This is a genomic window from Marinomonas maritima (genome assembly GCF_024435075.2).
GTDB lineage: Bacteria > Pseudomonadota > Gammaproteobacteria > Pseudomonadales > Marinomonadaceae > Marinomonas > Marinomonas maritima.
On the sequence record NZ_JAMZEG020000001.1, the window covers coordinates 1,150,204 to 1,168,338 of the forward strand.

Here is an 18,135-nt window from a genome sequence, read left to right on the forward strand (position 1 = left end):
AATGTCGAATTCTAAACAGGCGGTGCCAGAAACTCTGCCTTTATTGCGTGATCGTATTGATTCTATTGATTCGCAAATACAGCTGTTGATTAATGAACGTGCAACTTGTGCGCAAAAGGTTGCTGACGTTAAGTTGGCTGAGCAAGGCGGTGATGTGGTTGTCTTTTATCGCCCTGAGCGCGAGGCTCAAGTTTTGCGTAGAGTGATGGAGCGTAATGAAGGGCCTTTAGGGAATGAAGAGATGGCGAAGATTTTTCGTCAAGTAATGTCTTCTTGTCTTGCGCTTGAGAAGCCAATGCGCATTGCGTTTTTGGGGCCAGAAGGCACCTTTACGCAGCAGGCTGCTTTAAAACATTTTGGCAAATCGATCATTAGTGCTCCGATGGCGGCCATTGACGAAGTGTTTCGTGAGGTTGAATCTGGTGCTGCGAATTATGGTGTCGTACCTGTTGAGAATTCAACGGAAGGTGTTGTTAATCATACTTTGGACAGCTTTCGTGATTCACGCTTAAAAATATGCGGTGAAGTCGAAGAGCGTATTCATCATCATCTTTTGGTTAGCCCAAATATTAACTCTGAAGATGTCACACATATTTATTCTCATCAACAATCTTTGGCGCAATGTCGTGCTTGGTTAGATCGTTATTGGCCTCATGCAGAGCGTGTTGCAGTAAGTTCCAATGCGGAAGCGGCACGACTTGTGGCAGACGCCGGTAGAAGCGGTCGTGCTATTGCTGCAATCGCTGGTGAGGTGGCTTGTGAGTTGTATGGTTTATCAAAGGTGTCGGCGAATATTGAAGACCGTCCAGATAATACAACGCGCTTTTTGATTGTTGGTAATCAAGATGTGCCTCCGAGTGGCAAAGATAAAACATCGCTGCTTATTAGTGCTAAAAATGAACCCGGTGCTTTATATCGATTACTTGAAGCTTTTGAGCGCCATGGTGTTGATATGACGCGATTAGAGACTCGCCCTTCATTAATGAGTCGTTGGGGTTATATATTTTACATTGATTTTGTCGGTCATCATTTGGATCAAAAATGTTGTGCTGTGATTGATGAGCTTCGTGAGCGAGCATCGGAAGTGAAGGTGTTGGGTTCTTATCCTGTGGCTGTGCTTTAGTAATTCTATAAGAGTGTTGTGCTTTGACTGGTAAAAGTGATTTTCAGGCGTCTGTTAATGTGGTGCCGCAAGAAAAAAAGAAATTTGGTAATGTCATGATTATTGGTCTTGGCATGATAGGTGGGTCTTTTGCTAAAGCGTTAAAAGAACGAGGTTTGGCAACACTTTATGGTGTTGACCGTCGAGAAGGAGAGTTGGCGTTAGGTGTTTCTACTGGAGTCATTGATCATCCTGCTGAGTTGTCTGCAGCGTTCGTGTCTAAAATGGATATTATTATTCTTGCCACGCCAGTGCGAGCCATGGAATCTGTTTTATTTGATATTAAGCCTTTTTTATCAAAGAATATTCTGGTTACTGATGTAGGGTCGACGAAAGGAAGTGTGGTTGATGCGGCTCGCCGAGTCTTCGCAGAAGTGCCTTCTAATTTTATCCCTAGTCATCCTATTGCTGGCGCAGAAAAAAGCGGCGTATTGGCATCTAATTCTTTGTTGTTCGAAAAACATATGGCCATTGTAACGCCTCTTCCAGATAGCAACCCTGTGTTGTTAGATCGCCTTCACCGTCTTTGGCGTGCTGTGGGAGCAGATGTTGTCAGCATGGATGTCGAGCATCATGACCATGTGTTGGCTTCATCTAGCCATTTGCCGCATCTACTTGCTTATACGTTGGTTGATGCACTTGCTAATGGTGAGCGTAGTCAGGATGTATTCAAATTTGCAGCTGGTGGTTTTCGTGATTTCACGAGAATTGCGTCGAGTGATCCCGTTATGTGGCGAGATGTTTTTATGGCCAATAAAGACGCTACGTTGGCCACGTTGGATCATTTCACGGACCGACTTGCTGATATGCGTACTGCTATAGCGCAAGGTGACGGTGCGAGCATGTTTGGCGTTTTTACTCGGGCAAAGTCTGCTCGAGATCATTTTCTTCGTTTGTTAGAGCAACGTACAATTGGCTCAGTAAAAGAAGTTTGTCCGATATCTATTTCTGTTTTGCCTGCTTCTTCTATTAAAGGTGATATTTCTTTGTTGGGTGACAAGTCTTTGTCACATAAGGCCATTACTATAGCCGCATTGTCGGTAGGTGTGAGTGAAATAAAGAATGCTGACCTGACTGGCGATGTGCGTATTACCATGCAGGCTTTTCGTGATATGGGCGTGGTGATCGAAGAGGTCACGGCAGATTACTTGCGAGTGTATGGTGTAGGTCTTCGTGGTTTGAAGGCCCCAATTGCCCCGATTAATGTTCATCAATCAAGAGATAGCTTGTATTTATTGCTTCCCATCTTGGCGGGCCAGTCGTTTTCTGCATCTGTTGTGGCAGAAGGAAAATTACTCAATCGTTCGATGGGAGATTTATTTTCGCTAGTGCGTAAAATGGGCGGGGCCGTTGTGTCTGACGTGGCTGATTGCTTGCCTGTTAATCTGTCTCCAGGAGTGCCTTTGAATGTTTCTGTAGATTTGACTAGTGGTTCCGAGCGACTTAGGATGGCGGCTTTTTTGGCAGCGTTATATTCGCCTGTTGAAGGTTGCGTCACACCATTTTTGGCAGGTGTCTGTCATGATGAGGTGTTACTAAAGCATTTTGGCGTGACTATATTAGATCACGGTGACGGCTTCAAAGTAACGGCACCTCTTCTGGCTGGTGCGGACATTGTATTGTCGGGTGATGAATATGAGGTGGCTTGGCTGGTTGTGCTGGCAAGCTTGTTACCAGGTTCAGAGTTAACAATAAAAAACGCGGGGCTAGACTCTGCCATGTTTGCATTTTTGTCATTCTTTCAGTCGATTGGTGCTGATATTTCGATGCCTCCGCAAGATGAATTTGGGCTTTACGAAGGTGTACTTCATGCTGGTTTTTCGGAGTTAAAAGCATTTTCTTTGACATCGGATCAGAGTTATCAGTTTAGAGATGAGTTGCCTTTGTTGTGTGTGGTGGCGGCTTACTCAGTAGGTGAGAGTTGTATGCAGGGCGTTGGCTCTTTGCCGTATCATTATGAAGATAGGGTGTTGGCTTTGGTGGATGCTCTAAGGCAAATGAAAATAGTCTGTCATTATGTAGACGGCGAGTTAGTGATTGAGGGTGGTCTGCCACAAGGTGGTGAGCTCGATTGTGCTGGTGATGATAGATTGGCGCTTGCCATGCTTGCGTTAGGCATGCGTAGTCAGTCAGTGACAAAAATCAATGATTGTCAGAAATTATTAGAAGAATTTAATGAGTTAGAGAGTGTTGCTATGCAATTAGGTTTTCATTGTTTAGTGGCGCAATAGTTTTTTAAGAGGAATAGTTATGATCAACCAAGGCCCGGTTATTACGATTGATGGTCCAAGTGGTGCTGGTAAAGGCACTGTAAGTCAATTGATCGCAGAAAAGCTGGGGTGGCACATACTGGATAGTGGTGCTTTATATCGACTGCTTGCTCTTGCTGTTTCACATCATGGAATGTCGGCGGACGATGTAGAGACTTTAAAAGTCTTAGCAGAGCATCTAGATATACAATTTAAACCTTCGGAAGAAGGTAAAGTTGAAATTATTCTAGAGGGCGAGACGGTTACTCAGGCTATTCGAACAGAAGAGGTTGGAAATAGCGCCTCTAAATTGGCGGCTATTCCTGAAGTTCGCGAAGGTTTGTTACTTCGTCAGCGGGCTTTTTCACAAACGCCTGGCTTGGTAGCGGATGGGCGAGATATGGGGACGGTGGTTTTTCCTTCTGCACAAATTAAAATATTTTTAACAGCGTCCGCCGAAGAGCGAGCGCAAAGGCGTTTGCAGCAATTGCAGCAAAAAGGCGAAGCTGTTAATCTTAAGGAACTTGTTAAGTCGATTAAAGAGCGAGATGAGCGAGATGCGAATAGAGCCATTGCTCCTCTTGTGCCTGCAGCGGGCGCTTTAGTCATCGATAGTACAGATTTGACCATAGAGCAGGTTGTCGAGATGATTTTTGCGGAAACCGCAAAGGCAGGTCTTGTATAATCTGTTCTTTCTCGCGTCTAGAATGTGCTAGAATAGATCAAATGTTACTCAAGTCGATAGGGGGCCAGCAAACCTCTATTGCATCATCCAAAAAAACTGACCCGCATTTGCTGGCAATGTGGATAAAGGTTTAGCCTAGCTAAGCCGATCATATAGGAAATACAATGACTCAAAGCTTCGCAGAACTGTTTGAAGAAAGCCTGTTAACCGTCGAAATGGCGCCAGGCTCAATTGTTACTGGTATCGTTGTTGATATCGACAGCGAATGGGTAACTGTTCATGCAGGTCTTAAATCTGAAGGCGTAATTCCTCGTTCTCAGTTTCTAACGGAAAGTGGTGAGTTCAGCTTAAACATCGGTGACGAAGTTAAAGTTGCTCTTGAAGCTGTTGAAGATGGTTTCGGTGAGACTAAATTGTCTCGTGAAAAAGCGAAACGTGCAGAGACTTGGTCTGTGCTAGAAAAAGCTTACGAAGAAAACGCCATTGTTCACGGTGTTATTAACGGTAAAGTCAAAGGTGGCTTCACAGTTGATATCGCTAACATCCGTGCCTTCTTACCTGGTTCTTTGGTAGATGTTCGCCCAATCCGCGATACGTCTCATCTGGAAGGTGTTGATCTAGAGTTCAAACTTATTAAGCTTGATCAAAAACGCAACAACGTTGTTGTATCTCGTCGTGCCGTTATGGAAGCGACAAACAGCGCTGAACGCGAAACATTACTTGCTTCTCTTGAAGAAGGTCAAGAAGTTAAAGGTATCGTTAAGAACCTTACTGACTACGGTGCTTTCGTTGATCTTGGTGGCGTTGATGGTCTTCTGCATATCACTGATATGGCTTGGAAGCGCATTAAACACCCAAGTGAAATCATTGCTGTTGGCGATGAGATCGACGTTAAAGTTCTTAAGTTCGACCGCGAGCGTAACCGCGTGTCTTTAGGTCTTAAGCAGCTTGGCGAAGATCCATGGGTAGCTATTAAAGCTCGTTACCCAGAGAACACTAAAGTAACGGCTAAAGTTACTAACTTGACTGACTACGGTTGCTTCGCTGAACTTGAAGAAGGCGTTGAAGGTCTAGTTCACGTTTCTGAAATGGATTGGACTAACAAAAACATTCACCCATCTAAAGTTGTTCAGATTGGTGATGAAGTTGAAGTTATGGTTCTTGACATTGATGAAGAACGTCGTCGTATCTCTTTGGGTATCAAACAGTGCACTATGAACCCATGGGAAGAGTTTGCTACTTCTTTCAATAAAGGCGACAAAATCTCTGGCGCAATCAAGTCTATTACTGACTTTGGTGTGTTCATTGGTCTTGACGGCGGCATTGATGGTCTTGTTCACCTATCTGACCTATCTTGGGACGAAACTGGTGAAGATGCAGTTCGTCAATACAAGAAAGGCGATATGCTAGAAACAGTAGTATTGTCTATCGATGCTGAGCGCGAGCGTATTTCTTTGGGTGTTAAACAACTTGAAGAAGATCCGTTCCTTGCTTTCGTAGCAGAAAATGACAAAGGCACTATCGTTAACGGTACTGTCTCTGAAGTTGATGCGAAAGGTGCAGTCGTTGTTCTTGCTGAAGGCGTTGAAGCTACTTTGAAAGTATCTGAAATTAGCCGTGAGCGCGTTGAAGATGCAACAACTGCATTGAAAGAAGGCGATAAAGTAGAAGCTGCGATCATTAATGTTGACCGTAAAGCTCGCACTATTACTCTTTCTATCAAGCAGAAAAATGCAACTGAAGAAAAAGCAGCAATGAAGTCACACACAGAGAAGCAACAAGTTGAGGCTAATGGCCCTACAACTATTGGTGATTTGATTAAAGCGCAACTAGAAAACCAAAACTAAGTTTTGATTTTTAGATGTTATTAAAAAGCGGGCCTAGGCCCGCTTTTTTTTATTAAATTCTTTTGAATTTATTGACAACAAAACTATACATATAATATGTGGATAACCATGGGTATAGACCCAATGTATGTTTTTTAGCGTAAAGATTCTAAGAGTTTTTTAGTGTCTGTTTCATCCCAGTGTTCTTTTTCTAGTAGCTCTTTTAGTGCTTTGCTTTTTTGAGCATTATCAAGATTTTTTTGAAATTTGGCGTAATGGAAGTCTTTTATTAGGCGTTCGTCGTATTCTGAACGATAAAGTGATGCTTTCTCTGTGCTCGCTGTGTCGCTTTGATCCATTGCATCTATTTTTTTGTAGGTGTTTAAGAGCTGTTTTTTATTCATATCTTGTCCCTATCACTCGTGCTCTATTCGAAGAATTTCAAAATGATCACTTCTTGCACACCATCTTACATTGACGTCCCAAAGTTTGATTCCATGTTCTCTATCCACCTGATTAGATAGATAAGCGGGTCTCGGATCTTGTTCGATGATCTGCTTTATTAAAGTGCTAATGTCTTTGTTGTGCAAGTTTTGATAGCTATCGCATTGATATTTGGCAATGTCAGAGAATCGCACGGATCTTGTTTGTGTCGGCTGAGGAGCAAACCCTCCTTTTGCGTCTGTAATATTATCTGCATAGGGTAAGTAGGGTTTTATATCTACAACAGGGGTTCCATCCAGTAGGTCGGCTCCATGCAGATCAATGAAGACTTTTTTCCCTTCTTGATATATGCGACCTATTTTAACGACAGACAGTCCTATCGGGTTAGGTCTGTGTGTGGCTCTTGTTGCAAAAACGCCCAGTTTTTTGTTTCCACCTAGGCGTGGTGGGCGCACTTTTGCCTTCCATCCTTCTTTTATACAGGCGTGGAATATGAAGTGAATCCAAATGTGTGAAAACTCATTTAATCCATCCAGAGTGTCTAGTCGATTATAGGGAGGGATGAGTTCTAGTCGGGCAGTATCTCCATCTACTAGTCCCGGTTGTTTTGGAATGCCGAATTTTTCTTTGTAGCAAGAATGTATTATGCCGATTGTTGATAAAGAAAATGAGTTTGATGGCAACACAGGATGGTCCTTTTCGTGAAAAACGGCACTAAATGAATAAAAATATTGTGATAGTATACTGTCTTGTCAAATCGGATCGCGATCTATTTTGTGGTCTATTGTTTGTTCTTCTTACTTTTGTTAGAGATTAAAAATGTCTTTAGAATCTTATATGAATCAAATTGGTCAGCAGGCGCGGGCGGCTTCTCGTCTACTTGCTAAAGCGTCCACTCAGCAAAAAAACATGGCGTTGTTTGCTATGGCAAAGGCTTTGGAAGATGCACGACCTCGATTGATAGAAAAGAATCAAAAAGACATGGAAAATGGTCGAGCAAAAGGTCTTGATCCAGCGTTACTGGATCGATTGTTATTAGATGATGCTCGAATTGATGGCATGATCGAAGGGTTGAAGCAGGTGGCCTCTTTACCGGATCCTATCGGGGAAATATCCGGTATGGTCTTTTTGCCTTCCGGTATTCAGCGTGGGCAAATGCGTGTGCCTCTTGGTGTTATTGGGATTATTTATGAGTCTCGTCCCAACGTTACTATTGATGCGGCGAGCTTATGTTTAAAGTCAGGTAATGCAACTATTCTGCGTGGTGGCTCTGAAGCTTTTTATTCGAATCAAGCCATCGCAGAGGCGGTAACAAAAGGCGTTGTTTTATCGGGTTTGCCTGAACATGCTGTTCAAGTGCTTAATACAACAGACAGAGAGGCGGTAGGCAAATTGATTACCATGCCAGAATTTGTTGATGTCATAGTGCCTCGTGGTGGTAAAGGATTAATTGAGCGGGTTAGTAAGGATGCTCGTGTGCCGGTGATTAAGCATTTAGATGGCAACTGTCATGTTTATATTGACGATGAAGCGGATTTGGAAAAAGCGTTTTTGATTGCGATGAATGCAAAAACACGCCGTTATGGCGTGTGCAATGCGATGGAATCTCTGCTTATTCATTCTGCCGTTGCAGAGAGTATTTTGCCTAAGTTGGTTGCAGCCTTCCAAGAAAAAGAGGTTGCGTTGGTCGGGTGTGATTCGGCTCGCGGCATTAGTGCTTTAATAGGTGTAGCGACAGAAGAAGATTGGTACACAGAATATTTAGCGCCGAAACTATCGATTAAAATTGTTGTCAATATGGAGGAGGCCATTGCTCATATTAACCAATATGGTTCACATCATACCGATGCCATTGTGTCGCAGAACTACTCAAAAACACGCGCGTTTATGACGGAGGTCGACTCATCATCTGTCATGGTGAATGCTTCAACGTCATTTGCAGATGGTTTTGAATACGGCTTTGGTGCTGAAATTGGCATTTCGACGGACAAAATTCATGCCCGTGGCCCCGTTGGGTTGTTGGGTTTAACGAGCCAAAAGTACATAGTGCTTGGCGACGGCCATACTCGTGACAATTAAAATAGATAAAGTTATTGGAAAGTTCGGTGTTGCTATTATGGGTGGGACATTTGACCCCATTCATAATGGTCATCTGCGAACAGCGGTAGAAGTACTGGATCGCTATCAGTATTCTGAGTTGAGATTGATCCCTTGCTTTCAACCTGTACATAAAGGTCGGCCGAGCGTTTCACCTCAGCAACGTTTAGAAATGGCGAAATTGGCGATATCGAGTGATTCTCGGTTAAGAGTGGATTCTCGTGAAATGGATCGAGAGGGGCCGAGTTATAGTGTGGACACATTGCGAGATATTCGTTCAGAGATTGGCCCTAATAAATCACTTATTATGGTGTTAGGGATGGACAGTTTCTTGTCCCTCCCAACATGGCAGAATTGGCAGAAATTGATTCAGTATTCGCATCTTCTTGTGGTTTCTCGACCTGGTTGGGAGCCTGATTTGATTTCTGAATTAAGTGCTTTTTGCGAAAACTATCGTGCCGCATCGTCGCATGAGTTACAATGCGCGCCCTCAGGGCGTGTCTGGTTCGAAACGCTTACTCCTTTGGGGATATCTTCTAGCATGATTAGAGCGCTGGCTTGTAAAAATGAATCGATTGCGTATCTATTGCCAGAGCCAGTCCAAAAATACATAGAACAACATCAATTATATCGATAGGGTAACGTAATTATATGAGTCAACTTAACCTCACGGCAGATCAAATTTTGGCTTTTGCTGTTGAAGCATTGGAAGATGTGAAGGGTGATAAGATCACAGTGTTGAATGTAGGTAGTCATACCGACATGATGGACTTCATGGTGATCTGTACCGGTACATCAAAGCGTCATGTTAACGCTTTGGGCCAGAATGTATTTGAGCATTTAAAAACTCAAGGGCTTCAGCCATTAGGTTTTGAAGGTCGTGGCATGGGAAGTGATTGGGTGTTGGTTGATTTACACGATGTTGTGGTTCATGTAATGACTGAGGAAGCTCGAGCGTTTTATGATCTTGAAAAATTGTGGGATATTAAGCCAGAACAGATGTAAGGCTCTTTTAAATGCGTGTTCGTTTGATTGCTGTTGGTAATAAAATGCCAAAGTGGGTTGCTGAAGGTTATGATGAGTACTCTAAACGTCTTCCAAAAGACTTTGCATTAGAGCTTGTTGAAATTCCAATGTCACCTCGCGGAAAAAATACTGATATATCAAAAGCGATTCGTAAAGAAGGGGGTGCTATGCTTGAAGTCATTCCTTCTGGAGATAAGGTGATAGCGATGGAGGTTCTTGGTAAAGAGTGGTCCACAGAGCAATTGTCAGATCAAACCGAACAGTGGCGAATGGATGGTTACAACGTTAGTCTACTAGTAGGTGGCCCAGATGGCCTTGATCCTAGATGTACCGCTCGGGCAGATCAAATTTGGTCATTATCCCGTCTTACGTTACCGCATCCAATGGTGAGAGTTATATTAGCGGAGCAAATCTATCGTGCTTGGACGCTAATGAATAATCATCCATATCATAGATAAGGTGGAGATGGTGAGTCGTCGACATCAAAACTTCCGTAATTATCGTCAAGAGCAGAAGCTAACACAGCGTCGCGTGTTTGCTTCTGCTCTTTTTGTCTTATTGTTAGCTGTCGTGCTAATAGCTCGCTTATTCTACCTTCAAGTTATTGAGCATCAGCTATATCAAACTAAAGCCGATGATAATCGAGTTATGTTGGTTACAGAACCGCCTCCAAGAGGTTTGATTTATGACCGTAATGGTGTTGTTTTAGCGGATAATCGACCAATACACAGTTTGACGGTGATACCTGAGCGAGTCTCTAATTTTCCAAGACTACAGCAGATGCTTTCAGGGATTATCGACATTAGTGATAGTGAATGGGAGGACTTTGATGACCGGCTTAAAGAGTACCGCCGGCCTTATCAATCGCTTACTTTAAAGTCTCAATTAACGGATGAGGAGTGGGCTAGAATCTCTGTTGATTTGTATAAGCTTGACGGTGTTCAGGTGGAAGCACAATTAACGCGTTATTATCCATTTGGTGAAGCGTTTGCGCATGCGATAGGATATGTTGGCCGAATAACGTCAAAAGATTTAGAGCGAGTTGATAGGCAGGCTTATCAAGGGGCTTTATTTATCGGAAAAACAGGAGTGGAGGGTTTCTACGAAAAAACACTGTTTGGCGAAGCAGGTTTGAGTAAAGTAGAGGTTAATGCTCGCGGTAGGATTATGTCCGAGTTGGAAAGGCAAAACCCCACGCCAGGAAAAGATTTATATTTGTATTTAGACGCTAGGCTGCAACAGTACGCCTACGATCTTCTTGGCGACTATACTGGTTCTGTGGTGGCTATAGATCCGACAACTGGAGGAATACTAGCGCTTGTTTCCAAGCCTGGCTATGACCCTAATTTATTTGTTCGTGGTATTTCTGTAAAAAATTATGCGCTTCTTCGTCAATCTAAAAAACTCCCACTTTTCAATCGTGCTTTACGTGGTGGTTATCCTCCAGCATCTACTATTAAGCCTTTTATGGGGCTAGCAGGTCTTGAGTATGGTTTTGCGTCATGGACTGAACGTTACTTCGCTAAAGGGTATTATCAAATTAACCCTGATGGTCGTCGGTATCGAGATTGGAAGCGTACTGGGCATGGTTGGATTAATTTAGAGCGGTCTATTATTGAGTCCGTAGATACCTATTATTATCAGTTAGCAAACAAAATGGGGATTACCCCTATTCATAATTTTTTAACACGATTTGGTTTTGGACAAAGTAACTTATTGGATCTGTATGGTGAAAGTAACGGCTTACTGCCATCGAGTGAGTGGAAAAAAGCCAAGTATAGGGAGCCTTGGTATTCTGGTGACTCTGTGAATGTCGGTATCGGACAGGGCTTTATGGTGGCAACACCATTACAAATGGCTTCTGCGACGTCTGCATTGGCCAGTAAAGGCCATTATTTTTATCCTCGTATGACACAGCTGATAGGCGGTCAACCTGCGGAATTTGAAAATGGGCTTGGTGATGAGCATGATATTGTTCTGAAAGATCAGCGGAACTGGGACAGAATGACTGATGCTATGAGAAAAGTAATCACGGACTCTCAAGGTACAGCCAGACGTTTGCAAGGAACGGAGTATGATATTGCAGGTAAAACAGGAACGGGGCAAGTGTTTAGCTTACAAGAAGATGAAGAGTATGACTCTGAAAAGCTTGAGAAGCGGCTGCATGATCATGCGTTATTTATTGGGTTTGCTCCAGCTAAAATTCCTAAAATTGCGGTATTCGCCATTTTTGAAAATGGTGGTAGTAGCTCTAAACCGGCCGATTTAACAGGGCAGCTGTTTAATGCTTATTTGCATGATGATTACCCTGAGCGTTATGACTATTTAAAAGGTAATAAGAATGACTGATAGCTTTTATCGTAGAGCCGTGTCTTTTACCAATGCGCGTTTGTGGAAATTGGTTCATATAGATGTTTTGCTGATGGGGTCTTTGCTGCTCCTGATAGGAGGCGGTCTTTTTATTTTGTATTCTGCGTCTGGACAGAATGTAGCAATGGTTGAGAGGCAAGTGTTTCGGCTAGCGATCGGTTTATTAGTGTGTTTGGCTTTGGCTCAGTTGCCGCCTAAATATATGCGGCGCGCCTCCCCTGCGTTATTTATTTTTATTACCGTTCTCCTTATAGGGGTGTTGCTATTTGGTGTTGGAGCAAAAGGGGCGCAGCGTTGGTTGGCGTTGCCTGGAGGTTTACGTTTTCAGCCTTCGGAGATTATGAAAATAGTGATGCCAATGATGATTGCTTGGTATTTTTCTGATAGACATCTTCCTCCGAACTTAAAACATATATTGACGGTACTGAGTTTGATTGTTTTGCCTGTGCTGATTATTGCTAAGCAACCTGACTTAGGGACTGCTTTGTTGGTGGCGGTCTCTGGGATTTTTGTTTTATTCCTTGCAGGGCTTAGATGGCGCTATATTTTGGGTGCTGCGGCGTTGGCGCCTATCGCGGGTTATGCGTTATGGCAGTTTATGCATGATTACCAACGCCAACGAGTATTAACTTTTTTGAATCCAGAAAGTGATCCGTTGGGGGCAGGTTGGAATATTATACAATCTAAAACAGCGATTGGGTCTGGCGGTCTTTACGGAAAAGGCTGGTTAGAAGGAACTCAAGCGCAGTTAGACTTTCTACCAGAAAGTCACACTGATTTTATTATCGCGGTGCTTGCAGAAGAGTTCGGTATGCTGGGCTGTAGTATCTTGATTTTAGCTTATTTACTGGTGATCGCTCGAGGTTTGTATATTTCAGCAACGGCAGCGGATAACTACGCGCGATTGCTTGCAGGGAGTTTAACGCTTACCTTTTTTGTGTACATGTTTGTAAATATTGGCATGGTGTCAGGCATTCTCCCTGTCGTTGGGGTACCCTTACCACTTGTTAGTTACGGTGGCACTTCCATTATAACTATCATGGCAACCTTCGGTATTTTAATGTCGATACAAACACATAAAAAGGCAAGGTGATGATTAAGCAAGCAATATTATTTTTTTTAGTGCTTGGTCTGGCTGCGTGTAGCGGTATAGATCAACCCTCATTGTCTGCAAATTCAGGGGTAAGTGATACTCTTCTTGAAGATATGCCTAAAGAGTGGGCTGATTCTTACGCTGGTAATCTTGAGGTTCAGCTTTTTATTGACCGCCTCGTTCAAGAGCATAACTATGATAGAAAACGCTTAGAGTTGGCTTTTTCACATATCAAAGTTCGCCCGAAAGTTATTGAAAAATCTGATAATCAGCCGGAAGTGATAACACCTTATTATGAGTATAAAACTCGGTTTGTGAATGAAGAAAGGGCCAAGCTTGGTCGGCAGTTTGCAAAGCGTAATGCTGAATGGTTGCATAAAGCCGAGCTAGAGTTTGGTGTTGAATCTAGAGTAATTGTCGCATTGATAGGTGTTGAGACGTATTACGGACGTATTACGGGCTCTAAGGACGTTTTTACATCGTTGACTACATTGGCATTTGATTACCCTCGTCGCAAAGACTATTTTCAAAGTGAATTAGAAGCGTATTTGTTGCTTGCTCGCAAAGAAGGTTGGAACATTGGTGAAACAAAAGGATCATACAGTGGCGCGATGGGTATGGTGCAGTTTATGCCTAGTAACTATCAGAAACTGGCAATAGATTACGATAATAGCGGTCATATCGATTTATGGAATTCTGATGCTGATGCCATTGGTAGTGTGGCAAATTATCTAAGGCATCATGGTTGGAAGGCTGGCGAACCTTGGTTTGTCATGGCGTACGTTGAAGACGCTGACAAGGTGGCTGAAGAGATTAATCGAGGACGAAAACCTAGTGCTGATATGACGGTTTGGTCGTCGTTAGGTGTACTACCTACTCAGCCTTTTTCACTTCAAAAAACTGGTTTGATTGGTTTGCGAACAGAGCCAGAAACAATATCTTATTGGTTAGCGTATGAGAATTTTTTCACTATTATGGATTACAATCCAAGTAGGCGTTATGCCATGTCCGTGTTAGAGCTGGCTGAGAGTATAGGAAGCTATGAGAATAACTAACATGCTATTTGTCGCCAGTATTAGCTTACTGGTGCTGAATGGATGTATGAGTACGCGTCATGTATTAGGACAAAGTGATGCAGACTATGAAAAAGCCTCTGCGGGTGGGCGTTATTCCATTTTACAAGATCATGCTCCAACAGGGGATATTAAAGTCGACCACCTTCCTGATTTAATACCAAGTTGGGAGCAGAAGAGCCGTGGTGGCAATAAGAGTCCTTATGAAGTTTGGGGTAAAAAATATTGGGTAATGGATTCCGCTCAAGGCTATGTTGCTGAGGGTACAGCATCTTGGTATGGGAAAAAATTCCATGGTCATAAAACCTCAAATGGGGAAACATATGACATGTATAATTTCTCTGCAGCACATAAGTCCTTACCATTACCGACTTATCTTAAGGTGACGAATCTGGATAATCAGCGTTCTGTTATTGTTAGAGTGAATGATCGGGGGCCTTTTCACGGGGATAGATTGATTGATCTTTCTTATGCGGCGGCGGCTCGGCTGGATTACCATAAAAAAGGTTTGGCTCGGGTTAAAGTTGAGGCTATTACGCCTACCCAAGGGGGGGCGTATAGCCCTGAAAAAAGTGTGCCAAAAACGCCTGCTCGTCCTCTAGAATCCTTGCCTGCTAAGGCGTTAGCTATCCCACCAAGCGAGGTTTCTAACGCATCGTCAGAGTTGGTTTTTTCTCATCTACAGTTGGGCGCCTTTAGTGCGGAAGAATCTGCGGATCTACTGAGAAAACGTCTTTTTGAGGCATTCGATACGAGTGTGAATGTGTTGGTAAATAAGCAGGATGATGGCCTGTATAAGGTTTTGGTTGGGCCTTTCGATGACGCTAGTAAGTTAGTCGAATGGCAGCAAAAATTGCAGCAAGAAGGTTTTGGTAATCCTGTTAGGGTTGCTTTGATACCTTAAGAGCGCTTTGTTTGGGCTAGAGATTAATAGAGTGCTCTAGTATCATTAATTCACATTTTTTAAGAAGACGATTTTTTTGAGTATGAAAAAACTCCTGGTTACTTTATCCCTTGTATTTTGTTTTGTCAGCGGTTCTGTATTTTCCGCTCCTTCATTAATCCCAACGCCACCACAATTGTCTGCGAGCAGCTATATTTTGATGGATGCTTATACGGGCGATATCCTAGTCGAGCATAATGCGGATGAAGCTTTGCCTCCAGCGAGTTTAACCAAATTGATGACTGCTTATATCATTGAATATGAGCTGGCTCGCGGAAACTTATCACTAGAAGATAAGGTTAATATAAGTGAAAAAGCATGGAGGATGGAAGGCTCGCGTATGTTTATACGTGAAGGAACACAAGTTGGGCTAGAAGATTTAATGCGCGGTATTATTATTCAGTCTGGTAATGATGCGAGTGTGGCTGCTGCAGAGCATATCGCGGGTAGTGAATCCGCTTTTGCTGATTTGATGAATCAGCATGCGCAGCTTCTTGGGATGGAGAATACACACTTTGTTAATGCAACAGGGTTTCCCGCCGAAGATCATTATTCAAGTGCACATGATATAGCGAAGTTATCGCGTGCCACTATTTTGCAGTTCCCAGAAAATTTCTCTATGTATTCTGAGAAAGATTTTACTTATAACAATATTCGACAACCAAATCGTAATAAATTGTTATGGCGTGATAAAACAGTTGATGGTCTGAAAACAGGCCATACTGATGCCGCTGGCTTCTGTTTAGCAGCAACAGCGGTGCGAAACGGTACTCGTTTGATTACTGTTGTAATGGGGACTAATTCTGATGCTGCTCGTGCGGTAGAGTCTCAAAAGCTGCTGGATTATGGTTTTAGATACTATGAAACTCGAAAGTTATACAGTCGTGGTCAGGTGGTGAATAATGCTCGTGTTTGGGGAGGCAGCCAATCTAGCGTAAAAGTTGGGTTCGCTGACGATGTGCTTGTTACTATGCCTCGTCAACAAGGAACCTCTATTCCAGCGACACTAGACATGCAACAAGAAATTACAGCGCCAATAGCGGTAGGTGATGTGTTGGGTAAAATTGTTGTTGGTTTAGAAGGTAATATTCTATTAGAGCGTTCAGTTGTTGCATTAGAGGCGGTGGAAGAGGGTGGTTTCTTCAAGCGTATGTTTGATAGCATTAAGCTCTTTTTTATGAATTTGTTTTAAGCTTTAATGGGCTCATGGTAAATTATGGCGCTAATTACGAAAGACGGTGATCAGGCTGAAAAAGCAGTAGATGCACCAAAAATAGAGTTTCCTTGTGAAAATTACGTTATAAAAGTGGTGTCTCTTGATGTGGAAGGTATTCATACGGAAATCACGCAATGTATGCTTATTCATGCTCCTGAAATGGACACTAACGCAGAAGGTGTTAACCGCTCTAGTAAAGGCCGATTCGTCAGCTATAGCTTTCGTATCGTAGCCCATAGCGAAACACAGCTGTCTGCTTTGCATCGAGACTTGATGTCCATTCAAGCTGTTAAGATGGTCATGTAGATGAGTCTTGATTTAATATGCCGTGATTTAGGTGTGGCTGACTACGCCGATACATGGGAACGGATGAAAGATTTTACTCAGTCTCGTTCAAAGGATGATGCGGATGAAATCTGGTTATTAGAACATCCGCCTTTGTTTACGCAAGGGCAAGCCGGTAAGCTGGAGCACCTTTTGGCTCCAGGCGATATTCCTGTGATTCAGGTCGACCGTGGCGGTCAGGTCACGTATCATGGCCCTGGGCAATTGGTTGCCTATGTTCTTATTGATCTAAAGCGTCTTGGAATAGGTGTTCGTGATCTGGTGAGTGTGCTAGAAAACGCTATCGTTCATACTTTGAAGGCGAATTTAATAGAGGCTTATGCAAAGCCAGATGCGCCAGGTGTTTATGTGGATGAAAAAAAAATCGCGTCACTAGGGTTACGTGTCCGCAGAGGTTGTTCATTCCATGGCCTTGCACTAAATGTTGATATGGATCTCACCCCATTTAATCGTATTAACCCATGTGGCTATCAAGGTTTACAAATGGTTGATATGAAACGTTTGAACAAAAAAATAAATGTATCGAATATTAAGGTTCAGTTAGCGAATCAGCTGGCTGAGCAACTCGGATATACCTATCCGGCTATCCAACAAGGGTGGAAATAGAATGACTGCAGAACGCAAACGCGTTGTCCAAGGGGAAAAGTTACGTGGTGCCGATAAAATGGCGCGTATCCCAGTTAAAATTGTTCCTACAGAAGAAATTCCTCGCAAGCCTGATTGGCTTCGGGTTCGCATGCCGGCTTCTCCCGAAATTGCTCGAATTAAGGCTACGTTGCGAGAGCATAAATTAGCATCTGTGTGTGAAGAAGCTAATTGTCCAAACTTAGGGGAATGTTTCAGTAATGGAACCGCTACCTTTATGATTATGGGTGAAATTTGCACCCGCCGTTGTCCTTTCTGTGATGTAGCTCATGGTCGTCCGAACCCTCTAAAAGTAGATGAGCCAAAAGAGTTGGCTGCGGCGATTCGTGATATGAAACTTAAATACGTAGTCATTACCTCGGTAGATCGTGATGATCTTCGTGATGGTGGTGCGCAGCATTTTGTTGAATGTATCAGAGAGACGCGCGCTGAAAGCCCAAATATTGAGATTGAAACACTCGTTCCAGACTTTCGTGGACGAATGGAAGTGGCCATTGATACACTTTCGATAGCCCCACCTGATGTGTTTAACCATAACTTAGAGTCGATTCCACGTTTATACCGTCAAGTGCGACCTGGTTCAGACTATCAATGGTCACTAGATTTATTGAAGAACTTTAAAGATCGTTGTCCTGACGTACCAACCAAATCTGGCTTGATGGTAGGAATGGGTGAAACCTTTGAAGAGATTGTTGAAGTACTGAAAGATTTGAGAGCTCATAATGTTGACATGCTGACGATTGGACAATACTTACAACCATCGAAACATCACTTTCCAATGGCGCGCTTTGTTCCGCCAGAAGAATTTGCGCGTTATGAAAAAGTGGCAAAAGATTTGGGTTTCAAGCGTGCAGCATGCGGGCCGTTGGTCCGTTCGTCTTACCATGCGGATAAGCAAGCGCATGGCGAACACGTTTCTTAATTTTTTCGATTACTAGAATAAAGCGGTGTTAAGATGTTT

Annotated in this window: 18 protein-coding genes; 16 read left to right on the top strand and 2 right to left on the bottom strand. The window is 43.1% G+C overall.

The window, feature by feature from the left end:
- Position 1 precedes the first annotated feature (1 nt).
- The 4 genes from pheA (at position 2) to rpsA (ending at position 5,943) form a co-directional block, all read left to right on the top strand.
- Positions 2-1,123, top strand: coding sequence for a prephenate dehydratase (gene pheA, locus M3I01_RS05460; RefSeq protein ID WP_255894624.1), 1,122 nt, complete (start codon positions 2-4; stop codon positions 1,121-1,123).
- Between the two features lie 23 nt (positions 1,124-1,146).
- Positions 1,147-3,393 carry a bifunctional prephenate dehydrogenase/3-phosphoshikimate 1-carboxyvinyltransferase gene (locus M3I01_RS05465; RefSeq protein WP_255894627.1) on the top strand — a complete coding sequence of 749 codons (2,247 nt, stop codon included), beginning with the start codon at positions 1,147-1,149 and terminating at the stop codon, positions 3,391-3,393.
- Positions 3,394-3,412: 19 nt separating this feature from the next.
- Positions 3,413-4,096 (top strand): (d)CMP kinase, encoded by a 684-nt coding sequence (gene cmk / locus M3I01_RS05470; RefSeq protein WP_255894630.1) that lies wholly within the window; start codon positions 3,413-3,415, stop codon positions 4,094-4,096.
- Between the two features lie 164 nt (positions 4,097-4,260).
- Positions 4,261-5,943: a 30S ribosomal protein S1 gene (gene rpsA, locus M3I01_RS05475; protein WP_255894634.1), complete on the top strand. Its 1,683-nt coding sequence runs from the start codon at positions 4,261-4,263 to the stop codon at positions 5,941-5,943.
- A 134-nt stretch (positions 5,944-6,077) separates the two neighbouring features.
- Here the strand turns inward: rpsA and M3I01_RS05480 are convergent, their stop codons facing one another.
- Together M3I01_RS05480 and tsaA are read right to left on the bottom strand one after the other, a co-directional pair.
- Positions 6,078-6,326 carry a hypothetical protein gene (locus M3I01_RS05480; RefSeq protein WP_255894635.1) on the bottom strand — a complete coding sequence of 83 codons (249 nt, stop codon included), beginning with the start codon at positions 6,324-6,326 and terminating at the stop codon, positions 6,078-6,080.
- Positions 6,327-6,338: 12 nt separating this feature from the next.
- Entirely contained in the window at positions 6,339-7,052 is a 714-nt protein-coding gene (tsaA, locus tag M3I01_RS05485; protein ID WP_255894637.1) for a tRNA (N6-threonylcarbamoyladenosine(37)-N6)-methyltransferase TrmO, read from the bottom strand.
- 133 nt (positions 7,053-7,185) lie between these two features.
- On the opposite strand from tsaA, the gene M3I01_RS05490 reads away from it, so the two are divergent.
- The 12 genes from M3I01_RS05490 to lipA all read left to right on the top strand — a co-directional run bounded on the left by M3I01_RS05490 (position 7,186) and on the right by lipA (position 18,096).
- Positions 7,186-8,445, top strand: coding sequence for a glutamate-5-semialdehyde dehydrogenase (locus tag M3I01_RS05490; protein WP_255894639.1), 1,260 nt, complete (start codon positions 7,186-7,188; stop codon positions 8,443-8,445).
- Positions 8,435-9,100, top strand: coding sequence for a nicotinate-nucleotide adenylyltransferase (nadD, locus tag M3I01_RS05495; RefSeq protein WP_255894641.1), 666 nt, complete (start codon positions 8,435-8,437; stop codon positions 9,098-9,100). The genes M3I01_RS05490 and nadD overlap by 11 nt, the downstream gene beginning before the upstream one ends.
- Before the next feature lie 14 nt (positions 9,101-9,114).
- Complete coding sequence (gene rsfS, locus M3I01_RS05500) at positions 9,115-9,468, top strand: ribosome silencing factor (RefSeq protein ID WP_112139738.1); 354 nt, start codon at positions 9,115-9,117, stop codon at positions 9,466-9,468.
- Between the two features lie 11 nt (positions 9,469-9,479).
- On the top strand, positions 9,480-9,947 hold the full coding sequence (gene rlmH / locus M3I01_RS05505) for a 23S rRNA (pseudouridine(1915)-N(3))-methyltransferase RlmH (protein ID WP_255894644.1): 468 nt from the start codon (positions 9,480-9,482) through the stop codon (positions 9,945-9,947).
- A gap of 7 nt (positions 9,948-9,954) precedes the next feature.
- Positions 9,955-11,838 (top strand): penicillin-binding protein 2, encoded by a 1,884-nt coding sequence (gene mrdA / locus M3I01_RS05510; protein ID WP_255894647.1) that lies wholly within the window; start codon positions 9,955-9,957, stop codon positions 11,836-11,838.
- The gene (gene rodA / locus M3I01_RS05515; protein WP_255894648.1) at positions 11,831-12,952 is read left to right on the top strand and encodes a rod shape-determining protein RodA; all 1,122 of its coding nucleotides are present in this window, start codon (positions 11,831-11,833) and stop codon (positions 12,950-12,952) included. The genes mrdA and rodA overlap by 8 nt, the downstream gene beginning before the upstream one ends.
- On the top strand, positions 12,952-14,007 hold the full coding sequence (gene mltB, locus M3I01_RS05520; RefSeq protein ID WP_255894649.1) for a lytic murein transglycosylase B: 1,056 nt from the start codon (positions 12,952-12,954) through the stop codon (positions 14,005-14,007). Before rodA ends, mltB begins: the two co-directional genes overlap by 1 nt.
- Positions 13,994-14,929, top strand: coding sequence for a septal ring lytic transglycosylase RlpA family protein (locus M3I01_RS05525; RefSeq protein WP_275564963.1), 936 nt, complete (start codon positions 13,994-13,996; stop codon positions 14,927-14,929). The genes mltB and M3I01_RS05525 overlap by 14 nt, the downstream gene beginning before the upstream one ends.
- Before the next feature lie 82 nt (positions 14,930-15,011).
- Entirely contained in the window at positions 15,012-16,160 is a 1,149-nt protein-coding gene (locus M3I01_RS05530; protein WP_255894651.1) for a D-alanyl-D-alanine carboxypeptidase family protein, read from the top strand.
- Between the two features lie 24 nt (positions 16,161-16,184).
- Positions 16,185-16,490 carry a YbeD family protein gene (locus M3I01_RS05535; RefSeq protein WP_255894652.1) on the top strand — a complete coding sequence of 102 codons (306 nt, stop codon included), beginning with the start codon at positions 16,185-16,187 and terminating at the stop codon, positions 16,488-16,490.
- A complete protein-coding gene (gene lipB, locus M3I01_RS05540) occupies positions 16,491-17,135 on the top strand; it encodes a lipoyl(octanoyl) transferase LipB (RefSeq protein ID WP_255894653.1) in 645 nt (214 codons plus the stop codon).
- A 1-nt stretch (position 17,136) separates the two neighbouring features.
- On the top strand, positions 17,137-18,096 hold the full coding sequence (lipA, locus tag M3I01_RS05545) for a lipoyl synthase (protein ID WP_112139723.1): 960 nt from the start codon (positions 17,137-17,139) through the stop codon (positions 18,094-18,096).
- The last annotated feature ends 39 nt before the right edge of the window (positions 18,097-18,135 follow it).